General features: G+C 33.8%; 24 protein-coding genes and 1 other annotated feature. Of the genes, 9 read left to right on the top strand and 15 right to left on the bottom strand.

The window, feature by feature from the left end:
• Positions 1–23: 23 nt before the first annotated feature.
• Both DCE79_RS06955 and DCE79_RS06950 read left to right on the top strand, forming a co-directional pair.
• Positions 24–449 (top strand): MerR family transcriptional regulator, encoded by a 426-nt coding sequence (locus tag DCE79_RS06955; RefSeq protein WP_108712384.1) that lies wholly within the window; start codon positions 24–26, stop codon positions 447–449.
• A 1-nt stretch (position 450) separates the two neighbouring features.
• Entirely contained in the window at positions 451–798 is a 348-nt protein-coding gene (locus tag DCE79_RS06950; RefSeq protein ID WP_108712383.1) for a DUF4260 domain-containing protein, read from the top strand.
• Between the two features lie 135 nt (positions 799–933).
• On the opposite strand, the gene DCE79_RS06945 is transcribed toward DCE79_RS06950, so the two are convergent.
• The 4 genes from DCE79_RS06945 to DCE79_RS06930 form a co-directional block, all read right to left on the bottom strand.
• Positions 934–1,527 (bottom strand): beta-class carbonic anhydrase, encoded by a 594-nt coding sequence (locus tag DCE79_RS06945; protein WP_108712382.1) that lies wholly within the window; start codon positions 1,525–1,527, stop codon positions 934–936.
• 195 nt (positions 1,528–1,722) lie between these two features.
• Positions 1,723–1,980, bottom strand: coding sequence for a DUF4190 domain-containing protein (locus DCE79_RS06940; RefSeq protein WP_108712381.1), 258 nt, complete (start codon positions 1,978–1,980; stop codon positions 1,723–1,725).
• 196 nt (positions 1,981–2,176) lie between these two features.
• Positions 2,177–2,824, bottom strand: a complete 648-nt coding sequence (locus tag DCE79_RS06935; RefSeq protein WP_135841887.1) for an alpha/beta hydrolase — start codon at positions 2,822–2,824, stop codon at positions 2,177–2,179.
• A gap of 21 nt (positions 2,825–2,845) precedes the next feature.
• Positions 2,846–3,727 carry a hypothetical protein gene (locus tag DCE79_RS06930; RefSeq protein WP_108712379.1) on the bottom strand — a complete coding sequence of 294 codons (882 nt, stop codon included), beginning with the start codon at positions 3,725–3,727 and terminating at the stop codon, positions 2,846–2,848.
• Between the two features lie 97 nt (positions 3,728–3,824).
• Between DCE79_RS06930 and DCE79_RS06925 the strand changes: the two genes are divergently transcribed.
• Positions 3,825–4,061, top strand: coding sequence for a DUF3977 family protein (locus tag DCE79_RS06925; RefSeq protein WP_108712378.1), 237 nt, complete (start codon positions 3,825–3,827; stop codon positions 4,059–4,061).
• Positions 4,062–4,084: 23 nt separating this feature from the next.
• Here the strand turns inward: DCE79_RS06925 and DCE79_RS06920 are convergent, their stop codons facing one another.
• Positions 4,085–4,867, bottom strand: a complete 783-nt coding sequence (locus DCE79_RS06920; RefSeq protein ID WP_108712377.1) for an MBL fold metallo-hydrolase — start codon at positions 4,865–4,867, stop codon at positions 4,085–4,087.
• Between the two features lie 210 nt (positions 4,868–5,077).
• On the bottom strand, positions 5,078–5,617 hold the full coding sequence (locus DCE79_RS06915; RefSeq protein WP_108712376.1) for an ATP-dependent exonuclease: 540 nt from the start codon (positions 5,615–5,617) through the stop codon (positions 5,078–5,080).
• 315 nt (positions 5,618–5,932) lie between these two features.
• Between DCE79_RS06915 and DCE79_RS06910 the strand changes: the two genes are divergently transcribed.
• Positions 5,933–6,982: a beta-carotene 15,15'-monooxygenase gene (locus tag DCE79_RS06910; RefSeq protein WP_369916799.1), complete on the top strand. Its 1,050-nt coding sequence runs from the start codon at positions 5,933–5,935 to the stop codon at positions 6,980–6,982.
• A 93-nt stretch (positions 6,983–7,075) separates the two neighbouring features.
• Here the strand turns inward: DCE79_RS06910 and DCE79_RS06905 are convergent, their stop codons facing one another.
• From DCE79_RS06905 to DCE79_RS06895, 3 genes are read right to left on the bottom strand one after another with little or no spacing between them, the layout of a single operon-like run.
• Entirely contained in the window at positions 7,076–7,471 is a 396-nt protein-coding gene (locus tag DCE79_RS06905; RefSeq protein WP_108712374.1) for an HIT family protein, read from the bottom strand.
• A 51-nt stretch (positions 7,472–7,522) separates the two neighbouring features.
• Positions 7,523–7,921 carry a hypothetical protein gene (locus tag DCE79_RS06900; protein ID WP_108712373.1) on the bottom strand — a complete coding sequence of 133 codons (399 nt, stop codon included), beginning with the start codon at positions 7,919–7,921 and terminating at the stop codon, positions 7,523–7,525.
• A 1-nt stretch (position 7,922) separates the two neighbouring features.
• The gene (locus DCE79_RS06895; protein ID WP_255417975.1) at positions 7,923–8,213 is read right to left on the bottom strand and encodes a LytTR family DNA-binding domain-containing protein; all 291 of its coding nucleotides are present in this window, start codon (positions 8,211–8,213) and stop codon (positions 7,923–7,925) included.
• A gap of 385 nt (positions 8,214–8,598) precedes the next feature.
• On the opposite strand from DCE79_RS06895, the gene DCE79_RS06890 reads away from it, so the two are divergent.
• A complete protein-coding gene (locus DCE79_RS06890; RefSeq protein ID WP_159083063.1) occupies positions 8,599–10,284 on the top strand; it encodes a methyl-accepting chemotaxis protein in 1,686 nt (561 codons plus the stop codon).
• A gap of 133 nt (positions 10,285–10,417) precedes the next feature.
• Here the strand turns inward: DCE79_RS06890 and DCE79_RS06885 are convergent, their stop codons facing one another.
• From DCE79_RS06885 to DCE79_RS06870, 4 genes are all read right to left on the bottom strand, one after another.
• Entirely contained in the window at positions 10,418–11,239 is an 822-nt protein-coding gene (locus DCE79_RS06885) for a GNAT family N-acetyltransferase (protein WP_108712371.1), read from the bottom strand.
• Between the two features lie 20 nt (positions 11,240–11,259).
• A complete protein-coding gene (gene argS, locus DCE79_RS06880; protein ID WP_108712370.1) occupies positions 11,260–12,936 on the bottom strand; it encodes an arginine--tRNA ligase in 1,677 nt (558 codons plus the stop codon).
• 60 nt (positions 12,937–12,996) lie between these two features.
• Positions 12,997–13,216: a binding site (T-box leader), on the bottom strand.
• A 75-nt stretch (positions 13,217–13,291) separates the two neighbouring features.
• The gene (locus DCE79_RS06875) at positions 13,292–13,819 is read right to left on the bottom strand and encodes a P-loop nucleotide/nucleoside kinase family protein (RefSeq protein WP_108712369.1); all 528 of its coding nucleotides are present in this window, start codon (positions 13,817–13,819) and stop codon (positions 13,292–13,294) included.
• Positions 13,820–13,906: 87 nt separating this feature from the next.
• Entirely contained in the window at positions 13,907–14,476 is a 570-nt protein-coding gene (locus tag DCE79_RS06870) for a DUF6434 domain-containing protein (protein ID WP_108712368.1), read from the bottom strand.
• Between the two features lie 545 nt (positions 14,477–15,021).
• On the opposite strand from DCE79_RS06870, the gene DCE79_RS06865 reads away from it, so the two are divergent.
• The 4 genes from DCE79_RS06865 to DCE79_RS06850 are packed head-to-tail and all read left to right on the top strand — an operon-like array spanning position 15,022 to position 17,672.
• Positions 15,022–15,471 carry a LytTR family DNA-binding domain-containing protein gene (locus tag DCE79_RS06865; RefSeq protein ID WP_108712367.1) on the top strand — a complete coding sequence of 150 codons (450 nt, stop codon included), beginning with the start codon at positions 15,022–15,024 and terminating at the stop codon, positions 15,469–15,471.
• Positions 15,472–15,888, top strand: a complete 417-nt coding sequence (locus tag DCE79_RS06860; RefSeq protein WP_108712366.1) for a DUF3021 family protein — start codon at positions 15,472–15,474, stop codon at positions 15,886–15,888.
• The gene (locus DCE79_RS06855) at positions 15,885–16,796 is read left to right on the top strand and encodes an ABC transporter ATP-binding protein (RefSeq protein ID WP_108712365.1); all 912 of its coding nucleotides are present in this window, start codon (positions 15,885–15,887) and stop codon (positions 16,794–16,796) included. The genes DCE79_RS06860 and DCE79_RS06855 overlap by 4 nt, the downstream gene beginning before the upstream one ends.
• Positions 16,797–16,805: 9 nt before the next feature.
• Positions 16,806–17,672: an ABC transporter permease gene (locus DCE79_RS06850; RefSeq protein ID WP_108712364.1), complete on the top strand. Its 867-nt coding sequence runs from the start codon at positions 16,806–16,808 to the stop codon at positions 17,670–17,672.
• 161 nt (positions 17,673–17,833) lie between these two features.
• Here the strand turns inward: DCE79_RS06850 and DCE79_RS06845 are convergent, their stop codons facing one another.
• Both DCE79_RS06845 and DCE79_RS06840 read right to left on the bottom strand, forming a co-directional pair.
• Complete coding sequence (locus DCE79_RS06845; RefSeq protein WP_108712363.1) at positions 17,834–19,540, bottom strand: sensor domain-containing diguanylate cyclase; 1,707 nt, start codon at positions 19,538–19,540, stop codon at positions 17,834–17,836.
• Between the two features lie 385 nt (positions 19,541–19,925).
• Positions 19,926–21,737, bottom strand: a complete 1,812-nt coding sequence (locus DCE79_RS06840) for an alpha/beta fold hydrolase (RefSeq protein ID WP_108712362.1) — start codon at positions 21,735–21,737, stop codon at positions 19,926–19,928.
• Positions 21,738–21,826: the final 89 nt, after the last annotated feature.

Genomic DNA, 21,826 nt, shown 5'->3' with positions numbered 1-21,826 from the left:
ATGCTAGCTACGAGGTGATGAATATGCAAATTAAACAATTTGCTCTGAAATATGAAGTTCCAGTAGATACAGTTCGTTTTTACGAAAAGGAAGGGTTACTTAAGCCTAAAAGATTAGAAAATGGTTATCGTCAATATAATGAAGATTGCGCAAACCAACTAAAAATGATTATTGTGTTAAAGCAACTTGGCTTCACTTTAAAGGAAATTTATCAGTTAACTGAATTGAAGATGGAACAAATTACGCCTGAATGTAATCAGGCATCTGTCCTATTGTTTGATCAAAAGCTTCAGCAACTTGCAGAAAAAATTGAGTTTTATAAACAAGCTGCACAAATTTTAGAAACGGTGAAACAATTAACGCATGAAGAAAAGTATTTCGAAAATAAGTTGGTCATTGAAAATTTGATTACGAATCTTTTCGATCACAGCCATTTAGGAGATTTATAAAATGATAAAGTTATTTTTAAGAATTGAATACGGAATCGCTTTTGCTATGCTATTATTCATTTATAATCAATTTGATTTTTCATGGTGGTTGTTTTTCATTTTATTATTTGTACCGGATCTAACGATGATCGGCTATGCAATAAATACACGAATCGGTGCTATTATTTACAACTTTGGTCATAGCTTCAACCTACCCCTACTTTTACTAGGTGTATCGCTCTTCTTTTCAAACGAATTTTTGTTAATGCTGACTATCATTTGGGTAGCACATATATTGATGGATCGCTGTTTTGGCTTTGGTTTGAAGTATGAACACTCCTTTAATGAAACACATCTTCAACGCCTATAATTAAATTTCTACCAGAAAGCTGTGTTCATGTTCACCCTTTTGATTAAATGAACACAGCTTTATATTTGTAAATTTTATATTTGCTTAAAACCAAAACGTCTATTTGGCAGCAATACTAAATAGACGTTTTAATAATTACTTTAATTTTCCTACTTCAGTAATTTTAAGAACTTCAGGTACCGGTACTTCTATTAAGCGACCTGTTTTCACATCATAAATATAACCATGAACTGGAATATACGGTGGCACCAAAGGATGGTTTTTAATTTTTTCTACATCTTCGATTACGCTTCCAGCTAAATCACTAATCGTTAAGAAATCAATTTCCTTACCAACTGATGAACCTGGTGTAAAACCACTATCTTTCCACTCCCCATCGAATGTTGCTGTGTCTAAACTTGATTCAAGTAAATTACCCATGATTTCATTTGTGAAAAGTTCCATACCACAATCTGTATGGTGAATAACAAACCATTCTTTCGTGCCTAATAGTTTATAAGAAATCACTAAAGATCGGATCGCGTCATCACTTGCACGACCTCCTGCATTTCGAATTACATGTGCGTCACCTTCAGCTAAGCCAGCAAATTTAGCTGGATCTAAACGAGCATCCATACAAGTTAAAACGGCAAATTGGCGAGCTGGTGGTAAAGCTAAATCCCCTTTCCCTCCAAAACCCTCAACATATTCATTATTTGCTTGGATTACCTCTTTTACTAATTTACTCAAACACTACACCCCTTTTCTATATTCGTATCGGTTTACTATACTTTTATAATATGATTATTTAAGATTTTTATCAACTATTTTTCAGATTATTCGGACACATTAAAGCAACCTATTTACAAAAATAAAACAATAAGAAATTTTAGCCAAATAACGAAGAAACGAGTGCTGCTTTTTAGCACTCGTTTCTTCTATCGATTAAATAGTGACATACCATAGAACCATAAATAGAAGGATAAAAACTCCCACCATACTACAAATTAAACCTACCGTTGCTAATCCTCTACCATTTTCATTCGTTGAGTTAATTTGTACTATAGCTATCCTTGAAAATACAATTCCGATAATGCCTAAGATTAACCCAATTACAGGAGTAATTAATGCTAAAAATAATGATAAAATACCAACTATTAAAGAAATCACTGAATTATTATTTGTTTGTATTTTTTCAGACATCCCTAACTCCCCCTTTTCAATAAATCAATAATAGGGTGATAACAAATATCTTTTAAAATATTTAATGGTTTCTTGTTTTCATAATTAATTTATGGTTATTTCTTATTTTTATTCTCAATCTAATGATTTTTTTCATTAATTAGAAACACTTCCCCCAGAGGTAAATTTTGTTTCCTAGATTTGTATACAGATTAAGTTAAATAAAAGTACGTATTACTTCCATTACTTCAGACATCTCTTTTAATGAACGAAATGTATTTGTCGGTTCTACTTCTAAAGAGTGATTTGCATTTGCTATTTCGAGCATATCTATATTCGCTCTTTCTTGAAGCTTTACTATTTTTTCAGCAATGTAGTGACTATCTTCATTCCCAATAACAATTAGCATTTCATTTGAACTGTTCATGACGCCATCAGAAAATAAATCAAATTTCAACAACGGCGTTAGTAAGATTGTTTTACACTTCGAATAACTTTCATCATGGATGTATTTAGAGATTAGTGGAATTGTTCCTAATGACTTTCCTAAAAAGACAATTTGCTCGTAGTTCGCACCCTTTAATACTTCAGTAACTACCGAATCAACATCTGCCTCTATTAATTCAGCGACGTATTGTAATTCATTATCAAACAACTCTTTTCCATAAGAATAATGAATTTGAACAATATCAAATTGTTTTTCTATCATTAACATCGTTGCGTAATACAATAATGGCTTATCATATGTATAGCCAGTACCTGATAGCATAAAGCAAATTGTTTTAGATCCATTTTCAATGTAAGTGTAATTTACATTTTTTTGAGATTCCTTTTTCCCAACATTCATTTCATTCACTCCAATCAAAATTATTACCTACTTAATTTTCTATAAATCACATTGTCTATATATTACCTGCTTTAAAGCACCCCACTCTTTATCCAACTGATCTTTTGTTAGCAATTTCCAAGGGTTAAAATACGTTTGACCATGCTTGTTAAAAAATAGGTTTTGTTCAATATGAAAGGCTGCATGTTGAATGACATCGTTATCATCTTGCCATACTAGTACATCTCGCGGTAATAACTCATCCGAATCTACCAATTGATAGTGGTATTGTGTTAATTTTTCAATAAATGTGTTTTGATGCACCCACTCTTCAATAAACCAAGACTGTTTTCCATTTGTTATCGCAAATAATACAGCGGCTAAACAATTCGCACCTTGTTTTGCACCAAATTTATTGGCAAATGGCGATAAATATCTTGGCAAGAAGCTTGGAATAGTTTCACACTCTCCGTTATCCCACCATTCAAAAACCGTCGCTGTCAGTAATTGCTCTTTCGTTTTCCAACTCAACTTGTCCCACATCGCACGTTGTAATACGATTTGATCATTATGTATATAACTAGCTGGAATCTCTTTAATCTGTTCAACAAACGAAATCGGTACGACTAATCCGCGCTCACATTGTATTTGTGCACGTAATATGAATCGTCGATCTTCTTCATTAAGCTGCTGATTAATCCAATTAGGTTGCGCAACAATTACATAGTTCGCATGTTTGATATTCCAATACTCATAACTATTTGTATAATCAATTTGTCCATAGGTCGAATGTGTATAAAACTCATTAATTGGCATAACAAGCACATCCGAGTAATCAATCTTTCTCTTATATTGTTCATTAGATAAAAAATAGAAATCTAATTCTGGTACATAGCTTTCAATCCAAGAAGCTAAAACATCTGGTGTTGGTTTAATTTTCATTAAGGACGCCTTCCTTTATATTGAATTTTCAAAAATTTAATTCCCGCCATCAACAATATGCACTATAATAATAAAAATCGATAATTTGGGAGGTATCATGAAATATTTCGAAGTAGGTATCGGTAATACATGGCTAGTACGAACAGAAATTGAGTTAGCAGATGGAACGGAAATCGAAAAAAAGGGAATTGAAGGACCGATTAGATTTCAGTCTTGTTATATACGATTTTGGATCGGTAAACGCATCTTGATTTTAGATTCTTGTGAAGGTATAAAAACGAGTATAAAAAATAGAAACAAGTTTAAGATGATTGTTGGCATTGCTAGCTTATAATTGTCCCTAATCCATATCAATAGTTAAAATTGTACGCTAAAACCGTTAAACTTATGGATTCCTGTCCCAAATTTTGCAAGCCCATTTTCTCTCAAATAATTCACTGCAAATTTTACTTCTTCTAAGATTTTTGGTTGAAGTCCTAATGTGTTATGTGAACCGTAAATCATTGATACATTTGGTATTATCGAGATTTTCTCCAATGAATTCACTAAATCAACAGGGTTGGTTGAAGGATAAAAAGCATATATAGGCGTTTCATCATATAATAAGTCCCCTGTAAACAAATAACCGGTAGTTTCATCAAAAATACAAATATGACCCGGAGAATGTCCAGGCGTATGGTAAATAATTAGCTTTCGATTTCCTAAATCAATTTCGTCACCATCACCTAAAATATCTGTAGGTTCACCTTGAAACGGTTGATAGCTATCTGGATCGAATGTAATTGGGGTAGGCATTGTTATATCTCTACGAATATCTTTTCGAATTTGTTCGATTGATAACCCTTTTATTCCATTCACTAACCAATCTTTATCTGCCTCATGGACGTAAATTCTATCAAATTGCCCATGACTCCCGATATGATCTGTATGGACATGAGTGGTGATTACTTCTATTGGTAAGGTAGTCAGCTGGTCAGTAATTCGCTTAATATTATCAATTCCAAGGCCAGTATCAATAAGTGCCGCCTTTTCCTCTCCCAATAATAAAAAAGAGTGTACCTTCTCCCAGTGCCCATTTTCACTAATTGCGTATGTATTTCCGTCAATCTGTTGCACAGTAAACCATGAATCTTTTATCATATACTACCTCCCCAAATTAGTTTCTTTTTTTATTTCCTATTGAACTAATCCAACTATTGTCATGAAGTTGAATAAAGTATTATTTAAACGATAAGGATGTAGACAGCTGAATAGTTGATTCAACAATCAAAATCTTGAATGAAACTTATTTGCATTAATTACAAAAACAAGTACAAGAATTGTAGAAGATTCTTGTACTTGATACTTACATTATTTCTTTTCTCGCTCGATGTAAGGAATATTTTTATCTTTTGCTATATTATATATTCCACTAGTCACATCAGATTTATGTTCTTTAATTATTAATTGTTGTCCGTCTTTTCCTTTAAATATAAATTCGCCTAAATCATCTGGTACATATTCAAAAAGAACTTCATCAATATTTGCCCATTCCATCGAGTCTTCAAATACAAAATTTTTCACAAAAATCTGTTCATAATCAATAGCTGTATATATTTGCGTCGTACTATATAAGGCGACAAAGCCAATTAGAACAATGATGATACTTCCTACATATGTACTGATATTTCTTTTCCAAAATAACAGCATACTTGCAGCTGCAAAAAGTATAAATGCGAAAATAATTATGAAAGCTACTCTACCAAATGGAAAAATATAAATTTTCGTAATATCAGTGTACAATGTCTGGATAAGTAAAATCGGTGTAAACAGTGCAAATAATGGCGAAATAATGACCATTGCAATAGCGGCCATCGAAAAAAATAGCCGAGGTGAAAAATCTTTAAACATAATATTCCCTCCAAACCCTTTTTAAAATTGCATGCTTTAACAAATAGTTGTGACCTAAGCCATATAAAATTAAGCCTATCTGTGCTCCTTCTATTTATAAGAATTTTCTAACAGTAATATTATAACCTAATTAACTCCTTAAATTATCCATAATTTTAATATTGAAACAAAATTACCCATATTTTATTATTAAGTTAACTTAACCATAAAGGTTCATTCAATTTGTGCAGAACTAAGAGCATGCTTGTATTACCTACAAATCAGCTCACTATCCAACTAGAAACATAATGATAAAACCAATTCAAATAACTGGAGATGAGTAAATTGTACGTTATTGAAAAATTTAAAACTATTTGGTTACTCTTAATCATTCTTCTCTTAAGTAGTAACTTTCTGCTCTATCAAACTGCTGTTGGTTCAACCATTTTACCGGAAGACACGCAATACGTCGTACTTGGGTCGCTGTTAGATTTCATCCTTTTTTTGCCACTATTTATTATGCTTTATCGTAAAAAGTTCTCTGTTAAATCTTGTGTATTATTAGCTGCATTCGGTTGTATTTTAATTCGCTTCCTTATCCCGCCCACGATGTTGGAGCCTTATGTAACAGTTACTTGGATTGGGTTATTAGTCGAAGGTTGTATCATTGTTTTTGAACTACTTTTAATAATCACCTTTGTTCGTTTTATGCCTTCAATCATAAAAGAAACGAAACGAACTAAGCTACCATTATTATTTTCCTTTTCAAACGCCGTTAACAATCACGTTCGATATAACCCCATTATTCAAATGATTTGTTCAGAATTACTCATGTTTTATTACGCAATGGGCAGTTGGAAAAGCAAAGTACCAGACGGGGTTACTCTGTATAAAAAGTCGAGCTTTATTGCATTTCAAGTAATGATGATTCATGCTATCGTTGTTGAAACATTGGGCGTTCATTATTGGTTACATGCAAAAGCACCGATTGTATCGATTCTATTATTACTACTAAATATTTATTCGATTATTTTTTTCTTAGCAGATTTACAAGCTTTACGGTTAAACCCAATTCATTTTACAAACGAATCATTTTTCATTTCATTAGGCTTAATGAAGCGAGCAAAAATTGATTATACAAACATTGAATCGATAATCGAGGATCCAGAAATATTACAACGTAAACTTTCGAAAAGTACGATTGATTTTGTCATTCGCGATTTCGAAAAAGTATATCCTGATATCATTTTAAAAATGAAATGCCCACAAAAAGTCACTTTATTTATGGGCATTGAAAAAGAATATGAATTTGTCGCGATTAAATGTGATACACCTATGGAATTGAAGGAACAGATTCAAACATTTATGATGAATAACAACATTTAAAATAAACATAAAAAGCATGTGAAAGTGATCATTAATCTTCACATGCTTTTGTTAATCACTTCCGAAATTCTCTTCCCGAATGCGGTACTCATTTCAATTAGATAGGCTTTTTAATTGAATTTTAAGCTTCTCTATCGACAAGGTATGTTCTACAACTTCTTGATTATCCCAAAAAGCATCCTTTGTATATCGTGGGATTACGTGAACGTGCAAATGTGTTCCTTCATCCATAATTTTTCCGTTATTTTGAATAATACTTACACCATCCACTGCAAAATTCTTTTCGAGTAGATCAATGATACGCTTTTGTAACTGGAAAAACTCTAAAATTAGAGGATTTGAGAGTTCTCGTATATCTAAATAATGATGTTTGGACAGTATGAGTAAGTGACCGGATTGAATAGGGTCAATATCAAAAATCACCTTAAAATTTTCTGTTTCAGTTAAGGGCTGATCCTCTTTTATATCATGGCAAAAAATACAGTTCATTTTTTAGTTGCTCCGCCCTTCTGATGTATATTTCGATGCACCTTTCAACGACTAAGCATGATGAGTTGTTGACCATTTACGAAACTTATAAAGAATATTATTACTTACGACTTTCAAATTTTTTTTCGCATCATTGACAAGCATGAAATAATTGAATACCCATAGAATAATAAAAATGATAGATGTGAGTGTAAAGTAAAATATTAAATTTAAGAATGACCAATTTACAAATCCTAACCAAATGGAGAGTATCATAATGGAAAGTATTGTTGTTCCATAATGCAAGGCAATTTGAAATTTATATTGAATTAACACAATCTTATCAAATTGAGAAACGACATTTTCAAAAGCTGCTTCACCTATTTGCCAATAATGATAACATAATGAAAGCATAAAAATCATACAACCGTTTTCAAATGCTAAATACGTAGTAGAAAAGGCATTTTTCATTTTATTTCACCCCTAATCTTTCTTTAAATTGTTTACGATAAGTTCTCGAAATGACTTCCTCATAACCATTTTCAAGGTAGAGCTCCATTGTTCCATTAAAGGACGCTTTTACAGTCTTTATGCTATCGATGTTGACGATTGCACTTTTAGAAATTCTGACAAATTGTTCTCCAAGTAGATTTTCTAACTCTTGTAACGTTTCCTTTATTTCAAACCAATCACCATCTACCATATACACAACGACTTTTCCTAACTCCATTCTTGCAACTTGCATTTTATTTCGAGAAAGCAACAATACACTTTTTCCTTGGCTGACTGAAATTTTCGTGGAAAAATCTTCTTTCTCGATGACTTCTTTAACCGCTTCTATTCTTGGTGTAACTTTATTTGTTTTTATTTGTGCAACTGGCTCCGTAAGTTCCGGTGTCAGTAAGATTTACTTTCATTGGCTCACCTCCTAAAAAAAAGTATAGCAAATTATTTTTCCAAAAAAATGCATTTCACTTCCAAAATTGAACATGTTAAAAATAACAAGGACCCATATTTTATAACTATTCTAAAAATTGCAACATCAAAAAAATGATAACATACTATTAAAATTAGCGAAATCATGTCGAAGTTACATATGTATATCGTACTATCTATATATGAAAACTTATTGGAGGACAACAAATACTATGTCAATTAGAAAAAAATTATTTTTAAGTTTCGGGATTATTATTCTTATCCTTATTGGACTTTCAGCTTTTTCTGTAAATCAAATGTCTAAAATGGATAATGAATACACATTTTTATTAGAAGATCGTGCATATAAGGTAATGGAAGCAAATAAAATCCAAAATGCCACTTCATTACAAGGATTATATATCCGTTCTTATGTACTACGCCAAGAAAGCTCGAATCTAGATAATCTGTATACACAAAGAGAACTTGTTACGAACACTTTAAAAGAAATCGAGCCTCTGTTTACATTGCCACAAATGCAAGAAGAAATTAAAAATATAAAAGAGCAACAAGTTGTGTATAACGATTATGTAGATGAAATTATTGAATATGTTAATAACGGTCAAAATGATAAGGCCAAATCTGTACTTTTTGACTATGCCGTTCCAGCAAATAGAGCTATTCAACAATCAATTAATAATATTGTCGATTTCCAAGTCGAACAAATGAACGTTTCAAGTAACGATACAACTGAAAATGCAGCATTTAGTCAAAAGATTTTAATTATCATTTCAATTTTAGGTGTAATTTCAGCAATCATTTTAGGGATTATGATTACACGAAATATTACGATTCCATTGAAACGTTTAACAACTGCTACAAATGTCATTGCAACGGGCGATTTAAGCGATAAGGATATTGTTGTTAATACGAAAGATGAACTAAATGAACTTGCTCAAGCTTTTAATACGATGAAGGCAAATTTATCTAATCTTATTCGTAATGTCTCCATGAATGTCTCGAATACAACTGCTGCTGCTGAACAATTAGCAGCTAGTACAGACGAGGTTACGGTAGCCACGAAAGATATTGCAGAACATATGGAACATATCGCCTCAGCTGGAGGACAAGCTGCTGATACTGGTAATGACTGTGCTATTGCAACGGACGAAAGTGCACAAGGGGTTGGAAGAATTGCAGAAGCAGCTCAAAGCTTGCATTCACAATCTATTGATACGCAATCCATGGCTAATGAAGGTGGTCAAACGCTTCAAACAGCTGAAAAACAAATGGCTGTCATCCAAAAGTCTTCACATGAAACAAGAGAAAGAATTCAACAGTTAAGCAAGCAATCAGCTGAAATTGAAAGCATTACAAAAGTCATTACGGATATTACAGAGCAAACAAACCTTCTTGCACTAAACGCTGCTATTGAAGCTGCTCGTGCTGGGGAACATGGAAAAGGCTTTGCCGTTGTGGCTGATGAAGTTCGAAAACTAGCAGAAGAATCAAAAAGCTCTGCTTCAAAAATTGTTGGGTTAACTTCTCTCATTCAAAAAGATACTAAAGAAGTAGAAGAAAGTGTAAACTTAACTGTACAAAACGTAGACCAGGGCGTTACTTATCTACAAAATGCTCAAGCTTCATTTAGCAATATTGTTGGATCAATTACGGTAATGACCGCCCAAATCCAAGAGGTATCTGCCTCATCGGAAGAAATCTCTGCGAGCACAGAGGAAGTAGCAGCTTCTGTTACAGAAATGGCACAGGCTGCAAATAATGCAGCACAGCAATCTAGTCTTGTTCTAGCTTCTGTAGAAGAGCAAACAGCTACTATGCACGAGATTAACTCTGTTGCTAAATCATTAAGTGAAGGTGCCATGGCAATCCATGAAGAAATAAATCAATTTAAAATTTAATGTAACTTAAAAAAATAAAATTCACTACTTCAAATAGCGCACTCAAAAGGCACCGAGATTTAACTCTCAGTGCCTTTCTTCATTTTTATTATTTATGGCCGCTTTGAAACGATTTTTTTAAATGAACTACATGCTATGAAATTATGAATTTAGTATTTTGCGGCTCATAACGTATCATCGACCAATAACCAATATCCTCAAATCCAAGACGTTTATAGATACTTCCGGCAGCTGGATTATCATAAAACAAACAGATTGTTTTACCTTCTGCCAATAAATCGCTACATAGCTTTTCCATACAACGTGTTGCATATCCTCTTTTTGCATAGCCTGGTCTTGTGCCTACGCCTACAATCATCGCAGATTGTGAGTTTTCTGCCGTAGTTGATGCAGAAGAAACCATGACGCCCTGTTCATCTCGCATCATATATGTACGACCTGTTTTATACTTTTCCGCGCGTTCTCTGCCTTCTACACTAAACGTCCCCGTTGAAAATTCAGGAATTGAGCTTAACATTTCAACATTTTCTGCATACTCAGATGGCTGCAAGTATGATACCTTTTCAAATTGAGTTGTATCCACTTCATAATTCAGTTCTGTACATTTTGCATAATACGTTTCACTGTCCCTTCGAATATCACGGTCAATGAATTTTCGTAAAGGAGCGATTAAATACTGTAGGCCAGATATTTCTATTTGATTTGGATTTTTATTAATAATTTCAGCAAAGCCTGCTACATCATATGCTCCTTCGCTATAAGGAATATAATTTTGATCATATCTTAATAAAATCGCGACTAATTTTTCATCTTCAAATTGACCCCAAAGTTCTTGAATATCTGATTCAAAACCATATGCTTCAATATCACCGATTATAAATAAGTTCTCTGCTGGTTTTATACTTACTAGCGCCATGACAATGTTTCGGTCATCGTTTGTTAATTTCCGTATCATCATTATCCCCCCATATACTATTACATATTTTTTGGAGCTTCTATTCCTAATATTGCTAAACATTCTTGCAAAATCATTGCCACACAATAGCTAAAAATCAATCTACTTTCTTTCATGTCATCTTCGACTAAAATTTTTGTATGTGCGTAATATTTGTTGAAAGCACGAGCTAATTGTAAAGCAAATTTAGCAATTAACGATGGGTCGGCTTGTTCAAAAGCATCGGTCACAATTTGTGGAAAATGATTTAATAACTGAATCGCTGTCCAAGCTTGCTCACCTAATTCATTAATTTGCATAGCTTCTTCCATTTTGAATTGTGCTTTTTCAAGAATAGATGAAATACGTGCAAACGTGTACTGAACATATGGACCAGTTTCTCCTTCAAAATTCATCATTTGTTCTAAAGAAAATTCAATATCATTTAAGCGAAAGTTTTTTAAATCATTAAAGATCACCGCACCGACACCTACTTGCTTTGCCACTATTTCTTTATTCGTCAAACTCGGGTTTTTTTCCTCTATATTCGCTTTAGCTGTTTCAATGGCTTCATTAAGGACATCTTTTAACAAAATGACTCTGCCTTTACGTGTCGACATTTTCTTACCACTTTTTAGCATCATGCCAAAAGGTACATGCTGTAAATTTTCATACCATGTATACCCCATTTTTGAAATGACGTTGAAAAATTGTTTAAAATGTAACGTTTGTTCATTCCCCACTACATAAAATACTTTCGCAGGATCATATTGTTTTTTACGATGGATAGCCGCTGCTAAGTCACGTGTAGCGTAAAGAGTAGCTCCATCCTGCTTTGTAATTAAACATGGTGGCATATTTTCTAACGCTACGACATAAGCACCATCTGATAATGTAAGTAAATTTTTCTGTTGTAGCTCTTCGATAACCAGATGCATTTTATCGTTATAAAACGCTTCCCCGTCGTAAGAATCAAAATGAATATTTAACACATCATAAATCTCTTTGAATTCTTGTAAAGAGGCCTCTTTGAACCACTTCCAAAGTGCCAGTGCTTGTGCGTCATGTTGTTCAAGAGCTTTAAATGCAGCTCGTGCCTGAACATTTAGCTGCTCATCCTCCTCCGCCAGCTCATGAAATTTCACGTATAACTTTAATAGTTCTTGAATTGGTGCGGCTTCAATGGCCTCCTTATTTCCCCATAAATGGTATGCTACAATTAATTTACCAAACTGAGTTCCCCAATCCCCTAAATGGTTGATGCGAATTACATCATAGCCATTTTTCTCTGAAATGTTTGCCAGAGCATTCCCGATTACCGTTGAACGCAAATGCCCCATTGAAAACGGCTTCGCAATATTTGGCGACGAAAAATCCACTACAACATTTTGATGCTGTTTTTCTTTTTGACCATATGCTGATTTAGCATGAAGGATCGTTGAAATCACATTTTGCGTAACGCTCTTTTTGTTTAAGAACAGATTGATATAACCACCAACCACTTGAACTTCTTGAATGAGGTCATTTTCAATTTTGGCTGCGATATCTTGTGCAATTATTTGTGGCGCTTTTCTAAATTTTTTTGCAAGCGTAAAGCAAGGGAAAGCTATATCACCAAGATTTTGGTGCTTCGGTTTTTCTAAGAGCTTCTCAATTTCATTTTGAGTTAATTGATTTTCTAATACAGTTACTAAAATTGCTGCTATTTCTTTATACATTTCATGTTCTCTCCTTGAATTCTTTTATTTTTATCCATAAAAAAACTCCCGTCTCTATGTATAAGAGACGAGAGTATAGTTTCCCGTGGTACCACTCTAGTTGCCACAATCTGTGACCACTTTCCATTGTTAACGAGGTGACTCCCCGGCATTCCCTACTATCATTTCAAGAAGCTTCTCCAAAGTGCGGTTCATTTATGCTCTTTGTACTGGGCTCTCACCATTTCCCAACTCGCTGACCAAATCCCACATAAACTACTCTCTTTTTCTAAGAATTTATATTTGAAAAGCATTATATCCAATAAAATTGAATTGTGTCAATGTTTTTATAATAAACCGCCTACACAAAAAAATATCAGTCCGTAATCACATAACGCATAACATCTTCTATATACGATTCTAAAATATTCGCTGTATTCACAACAATAGAGCCATTAACTAAAGGTTTTTTACTACCTTGAAGTGTCGTGTAAAAATTAGTTTCTGATTGAAATTCAGTAATTTGACTAAGCATCTTTTGTCGACTCTTTAACCGGTGATTGATTTCAGTGAAATCTTCAAGATAGCACTCTATGTATTTATAGTTTGCGTTATACTTTGCAGATAATTTTGTCCCCTTTTCAATCATCTCATCATATAAACACGGGCTATCAAGTATTACGTTCTGCCCAAGGGATAAATGAAAGTCCACCAACGAAAAATCAATATTATATGATATTTTCCCAGCTAATTTCCCATCCATATTAATTTCCTCCATAGAATTCAATAATGCAGTTTTTACGATATCGTGATCAACGATGATACAACCTGTTCTTTTGGCAATTTCACGTGCTAATGTGGATTTTCCAGAGCCAGGAACACCAGACATTTGAATGAAAAACAATGTTCGTATACCCCATTTACATTTGATTTTTTCGGCTTTCCACACTTTTCTGAGTACTAAAATAACAAGGTTTTTCAAATACTAAGGTTATTTATTGGATTCATATTTGTTGCTTCCAGGCAATTTCTTGATTTCATTCCATTCTTCTATCGCTTTTTCACGACTGATTCCTTGATTTTTAGGGTCTGCAAAAAAGTCGCGAATGAATTGGTTATATTCGAATTGAGGTGCAATTTTTTTCTTGTACGAAGGGTTTTTCTTGAGTTCCTCTTCCTCATACCAAGCATTTACAACATGACGATAAGTCTTTCCAACGTTATTTTTAAAGTAGTTTTGAATATAAGTAGAAAAGTGGAATTTAGGGATTACTGTCTTAAAGAACGCTCTTACATCTTGACTACAACGATGGTTTTCTGTAATAACTGTATTCAAACTTAAATCTATTTGTGGTTCTACGTTCTTATTTACACTTGATTTTCTGATAGACTTTTTTATTTCCCCCGTCAGAAGAAATGTTTCGATTCTAACAAAAATTTCTATTTTAGAGCCAGAAGTACTTATTCCATTTTCTTTACAAAATGATTGTAATTCCTCTTTTAACCAATAGTAATCTCTAAAACTTTCTATACTAATATCTTTTGTTAAATTAGGTCTCACAAAACACACCCCCGTTTACAACTTTTTCCATTGTAGAACAAACGTTTATTTTTATCAAATCAATTAATTTCACAACCAACAAATAGCAAATAAATATTGCCGTTTCTTCATTTGTAAAACAAAGAAATATTTCAACCTAGGAAGTAATTTTTATTTTCCAGGAAATAATTTAGAATTTTCAAATAATTGAATGTTTCTTGTGTTTGTTCACCATTTGGAACACGCTAAAATTATTGAGTGAATAGTAAATAAAAATAGCCTTCAAAATCAATACCATCAATTTGTACTTTTGATCAGTTACATCTATTTTAAAGAATAGGAAATTGTTTGAAAACATAAATGCAAGTACCCCTTTTTACTCCATTTTTCAAAATTGTACATTATGTATCGAAAATATCGTTTTCTAAGTTACAATTAAGTAGATTTAAACATTTCTCCTTATATACCATTTATTACCGTTTAATTAACCATTTTAACCACTTACATACAAAAACCATTGAGGTTTTATATTCGATGATAAACTCAACGTAAGAAAGGAGCTCCATATGAAAGTCCATTTGCATATCGAAAACGAGCGCCAAGAAATCGAAGTGCATATCCATGCACCACTATATGATGACAATGTGAAACAGCTCATGAAAAAAATAAACAATACACAACTGGAAAATCTTATTGGTTACTTGAATACAGATATCCATCTACTCAAACCGCAAGAAATTTTCACGATTTTTACTGAAGATGGCAAAGTCTACCTTCAAACAGATGAAGAAGAGTTTGAGGCAAAAAATAAATTATATGAATTAGAGGAACGCTTCAGCTCAGCCTTTATACGTGTCAACAAATCGATGCTCGTCAATCTCAATAAAATCGTTTCCATTCAATCGAAAGTGCTTGGCAACCCACAAATAGTGTTATCAAACGAAGCGACAGTACCTGTAAGTCGAAATTATTTTAAATTACTTAAAGAAGCACTTGGATTAGGGAGGGAAAAGTAGATGAGAAACTTTTTAATTAGCTGTTTCGTAAGTGTTTTCACATCCTATTTCACCATTGCATTAATTTCTTTTAGAGAGCCCACTGCATTATGGGCTGGTGATGAACTAATAGAGGAATTTTTATTAGCACTAGCTTTAGGTCTCATGATTGGCTGCGCAAACAATATATTTAAGTTAAATCAATGGCCTTACATTGCTGTTTTAGCCGTTCACTATATTATCGTTGTTTCATCTGCTTTCACAATCGGCATTTTTGGCAGTTGGTTTTCAATGGAACAACCGATGACCATTGTTGCATTATTCATTCGAATTACTATCATTTATATCATTGTATGGCTATTTATTTTAATGACACAAAAAAAAGACATTAAACGTATGAATGAAATCTTACAAGAAAGTCGAGGCGAGCAAGAATGACTTATGCGATTAAAGTTCAAGACTTAAAAAAGCAGTACGGTAATGTTACAGCTGTAAAGGGAATCAGTTTTTCAGTAAAAAAGGGATCATTTTTTGCATTTTTAGGAAGCAATGGTGCCGGTAAGTCGACAACGATTGAAATACTATGCACGTTACTTGAAAAAACGAGTGGTGATGTAGTGATCAATGGACACACACTAGGTACGGTTAATCACAACCAATCTATACGCCAATCAATTGGTATCGTTTTTCAACAGAGTTTACTAGACCCACTGCTCACGGTTAAAGAAAATATTATCCATCGCGGGCGTTTTTATAATATGCCAAAAGCTCAACTAAAGGAAAATTATGAATTTGTCTATAAATATTTACAATTAGAAGACATAGAATCAAAGAAATACGGCCAGTTATCAGGTGGGCAAAGACGTCGTGCGGATATTGCCCGTGCAATCATCCATAAACCAAACGTATTATTTTTAGACGAACCCACAACAGGACTTGATCCACATACGCGAAGGTTCGTATGGGAAACGATTGAACGACTAAGACAAGAATCAAATATGACGATTTTTTTAACGACGCACTATATGGAAGAAGCGGCAAATGCTGACCAAATTGTCATCATTAAAAGAGGAGAGATTGTCGCACAAGGTACACCAAACGAATTAAAAGAACAATATGCATCTGACCAACTTATTATTGCACTAAAAAGTGATGTCCGTGTACATGAAATCACTGCACTCATTGACTTAGACATGGCTTTAGCTGGCGATGTATACAAAGTGAAGCTACCTTCTACGATGGATGCGATTCCAATTATTCAAAGAATTTCCCCGTTTATTACATCGTTTGAAGTCGTGAAAGGCTCTATTGATCAAGTTTTCATTCAAATAAACGAAGAAAAGTAGGTGTTCCTCATGTTATGGAGTTTAGTAAGTCGAAATAATAAAGTGTTTCTACGTGATAAAGTACTCGTCTTTTTTTCACTTTTATCGGTACTTATCCTAATCGGTGTTTACGTAATTTTCTTACAAAAGCTACAAGTTAGTTCGATTGAACAATATGTCCCTATCTCACCAGCAATTGAAGTAATGGTAAGTGAATGGATGGTCGCTGGATTATTATCAATTATCGCGATGACCACGACTTTAGCGACGTTCGGAATCTATATCAAGGACATCGAATCAAAAATTACCGCAGATTTTTTAGTAACGGATGCATCGCGCTTCAAAATTCAACTAAGTTATGTTATTAGTTCGTTTATTATCGGTTTTATCATGACCTTTATTGGCTTTATTTGCTGTGAAATATTTATCGTCTCTATTGGCGGTGAATTCCTTTCTATAATTGCGCTGATGAAAGTGATTGGTATATTAATTTTGGCTGTGATGATGAGTAGTATGATCAATTTATTTATTGTGTTATTTGTGAACACTGAAACGGCATTTTCTACAGTTAATACAATTATCGGAACAGTACTTGGATTTTTATGTGGCATTTATGTTCCTATGTCAGCTCTTCCGAACTATGTGCAATCAATCATCCACTTTTTTCCTGTCAGTCATATTACAGTTCTTTTAAGAAATACTTTTATGACGGATTCTTTTGATAAAGTATTTGGTGGAAATGTAGAATTTGCAGAAGATTATATGTTGAACTTTGGAGTTGTATATAAGATAAACGGCTCGATTATTTCAGGGACAACGAGCATTCTTTTTATAGTCGGTACAATCATCTTGTTAGGCTTTTTATCTGCAATTGTCTTTTTGAAAAAGCATAAATAAAACGAAAGTATAAATTAATGATGTTACAGCATTTATCCAAATAGCAAACAAACTTCAATAAATTAAAGAAGTATGTGGATATTTAAAAACAAGAAAAAAACGAATTTCATCATTCATGATTGAAATTCGTTTTTTTCATTATACTAGACAACACATTAGCTTTATATTCTTACATATTGTGCAACTTTATTCCGCCCTGCTTGCTTTGCCCCAATATAGAGAGCACGATCGGCATTGCGTAATAGTCCTTTCGTTTCCTCGGTATCATCCGGGGCATGGGAAACTCCAATACTTACCGTCAAAAATATAATTTCTTCACGAGGAGCTTCCGCCAAATCTGTTTCAATTAAGAATGGTGTATTTTCTACTTTTTGGCGTATTCTCTCACCTAACTCTGTTGCATCACTTTTACTTAGATGAGGGACAAGCATAACAAACTCTTCTCCCCCATAACGTGCTAAAATGGCACCATCTGGGACGAGACTTTCTAACATTTTAGCAAAATCTTTTAACACGATATTTCCTGCATGATGTCCAAACGTATCATTTATTCGTTTAAAATGGTCAATATCCATCATTAATAAAGAATACTGTAGATGCGGATTGGCTTCCATACGTTCTTGCTCCATCGCTAACATTTTATCCAAATAACGATAATTATAAAGACCTGTCAGTGCACACGATTCGCTTTTCTCAACTGCTGCATTTAAATATTTAGCTTTTTCAAGAGACACAGCAAAATAGGTCGACAATAAATGAACGATATCCATTTGGTACTTTTCAAACGCATTTTTCTTACGAGCCGCTAAAATGACCATCCCTTCTGTGCGTTGATTGCGGTGAATAGGAACAATCATGACACTATTCATATCAGGAGACAGGAAGTCAGGTGCTTCTTTTACCCATTCTTTGGCATTTCCATAAATTCGTTTCTCTTCTGTTTGAAAGCAACAATGAATAAAGGATTTTCGAATCGACTCTGACTCCGCTTGGACATCGATATCTATCCCATCCACTCGAGCACGCAGAATAACATATTTCCCTAGAATATGATCTACAATATACATATCATCATGAGCAAAAAGTTGACTTACGCGGTTCATAAATAAATCTATGATTTGCTGAGCACTTAAACGATCTGCCAACTCATGCCCGAAATTACTCGCTTTACTTAATGAATAATTAACACGTTCTGATATATTATAAATTTTCACAACATATGTTATCGCAAAGAACGGAATTCCAAGCAAGAAGATTGCAGCTACTCCCAATTCTTTAATCATAATTACTAAAGAAATGGCAAAAGGTATAGTAATCGCTATACTGCTATAATCCCATTTAATATCCTCACTAAAAAACTTCTCTTCGATTCCGACTAATCGGTCACGTAAATACAAAATCAAATGATTCATAAATAAGTGGATGATAACGAATAAAGACCCATAAATGAGTAAATACATTAGATTCGCATTACCAACTTCAAAACCTAATAAATGTACCGCCCCTGCAGCAACGAAAGATGTATACATAAACATCCAGGAAATAAATAAGATTCGATAAAACATATCTGGGCGATTTCTCATTTGATAAATAATCGGCAAAATACTCAGTTGAACAGCAATCATTTCAGCACCAACACCATATAACAAAAAGGCAGCTAATGTTGCCCATTGCGAAAGTACAATCGTCGTATTGCCGACTTGGAATGGAATAGCAGTTGTAATGATTGCAAAAATACTCAAATATAAAAAAATTGTCCAGTCGATTGGTTGGCTCGGAAATAAGAAATACAATACATACATAAGTGGCAACCCTGTAAAAATCCACAGCAACAGAATATTACGCTTTGTTTTCTGATTAAAATCCATATTATCCCTCATTCTTTTGATTGAAATATCTGATAATTAAGTATAGCATTTCTACCTAGTATTGTATCTGTCTTTATTACCATTTAATAACTTATAATATTCTAAAAATTACAATATTATTAGTTCATTTTAACTAAAGTTTGTGTAATACAAGTAAAAATCAAGGGATAATTTATCGAATTTCAAATTCTTCTTCTCGTATTCTTTGTTATTATAAAGTTATGTATTCTACTAATTGCACAAGAGAAAAAGCATCAAAATCCTTAATTTAAATGGGATTTTGCTGCTCTAGAGGCTTAATTTATAGCTTGAAGAGTTTGGGTGAAATAGGAGCCGTACACATCGCTCTTCTATTTTTTCCAATACTCAATAAGATTTTCTGTCATCACTTTAAGGCTGTATAGATAAACGTTGTAATACTATCAACAAGTCCTTCTGCCAGTGGAAGTGATGGATCGGTATACGTCGCCACATTACCTGCTTGATCAGTCGGAGAATCTTTTAACACATGATTCATTTTATCGAAGTACACGATTTTAGCAGTCGGCTTTGCTGTACTTAAGCGTTGTGAATCCGTCATTTTTACTTGTAAGTCATTTTTTCCTTGGACAATAAGTGTTGGCACATCGAGCTTTTTCAGTACTTCGGCTGGATCGTACTGCAACCAAGAAATCATATATGGTTGAACAGATGGTCTGAATACAGAATATAAGCTTTCAGGGACATCCGCTACAAGCTCCCCTTTTTTCAACGACGCTAATATATCTTTACTCTTCTTCAGTAAATCCTCTGGTAGCTGAGCTGTTAATTGTTCAACGAGTACTTCTTCAATTGGTCGACCTGCGCCAGCAATTGAAACGATAGAATCCACTTTTTTTGAAGTAGCAGCGACCATACCAACTAAGGAACCTTCGCTATGTCCGATGATATGAACAGTTGAAAAGCGTGCATCACTATTTACTGCCTTCACAATACTTTCTGCATCTTTTGCAAAATCATTAAATGTCAAATCCTCTTCTTTAGCAATAAGGCTCATATTATCACCAACACCGCGTTTATCATAGCGAATAGAAGCAATGCCTTTTGCTGCCAAATCTTCCGCTAACATCTTCAAACTATTGTTGTCACCAAGAACCGTATTGCCATCTTTCGTTGTAGCTCCTGAACCTGCAATGATAATCGCAACTGGGACAGGTGCGTTTGCTTTAACAGTCGGCATTTGAAGTGCTACTTTTAACTGTCCGCCTGTAACAGGGATTGTTAATTCCTCATACGCTACGTTTGATTCTTCAGGTTCCTCATATGGTGTTAATGTAAGTGGAAGCGTCATACCATTTTGCGTGAAAGTCGCTGTAATTTTTTCTTTCTCTACTGTTCCTTCAATAACCATACTTGACCCTGCAATCTCAATATCTACGCGAATTTTATTACCTGTAACCGTAACAGATTTAACAGGGAAATCCTTTACTCCTTGAGCTGGTACAGAAAATGTGCCTGTACCATTTTCAGATATGTTTAGTTGAACTGCTAAAGGGCTTTGTGGAATATCAATTTGACCACTCCACTGACCGATATGTTGTGTCAATGGTTGTTCCCCCTCGATATGGATTAATCGATATAAAAGCAAAGCATACTGACCTCTTGTTAATTTTTCATTTGGTTGAAAAAGGCCATTATCTGTTATGGTTGTAATCCCATTTCCGGCAAGCCTTTGAATGTATTCATTGCTCCAATGTGTTAATGGTACATCTTGCAATGGAAATTGTTTACCAGCCTTCAAATCAAACGCTAAGGCTAGTATTTTCGCTGCTTGAGCACGTGTAATAGCTTCATTCGGATTGAAGTTTTTGTTTTGATCACCATCAATAATGCCTGCACGATATGCTTTTTGGATTGCGTCAAAGTATGGATGCGTAGTCGGTATATCTGTAAATGATTTCGACTCACGAACCGGCTTTAAGTCTACTAGTTTATTGATAATTGAAATAACATGCTGTCTAGCAATGGTTTCCGAAGGACGGAATGTTTGGTCATCGTACCCACCAATAATATTTTCCGCCTGTAAAAAAGCAACTGCCTCTGCATAAGGACTTGTCGAAGTAATATCTTTAAATGGTGTCTCTGCGTTTACTGGTAAAACAACAGCAGGAATAGCAACTGCAGATGCCAAAATAGATGTAAATATTTTTTTCTTCATTTATTATCCCCCTATTCTTGTTAGTTTTTGAAATGAGTAATGAAGCGTTTTTATATAATTAACCTTCTAATATCACTCATTTCCCTGCT

This window comes from Lysinibacillus sp. 2017, assembly GCF_003073375.1.
In the GTDB taxonomy this organism is placed as follows: Bacteria; Bacillota; Bacilli; order Bacillales_A; family Planococcaceae; genus Solibacillus.
Note: the sequence above shows the minus strand (reverse complement) of the source record. Positions and strands in the feature narration are given on the sequence as shown.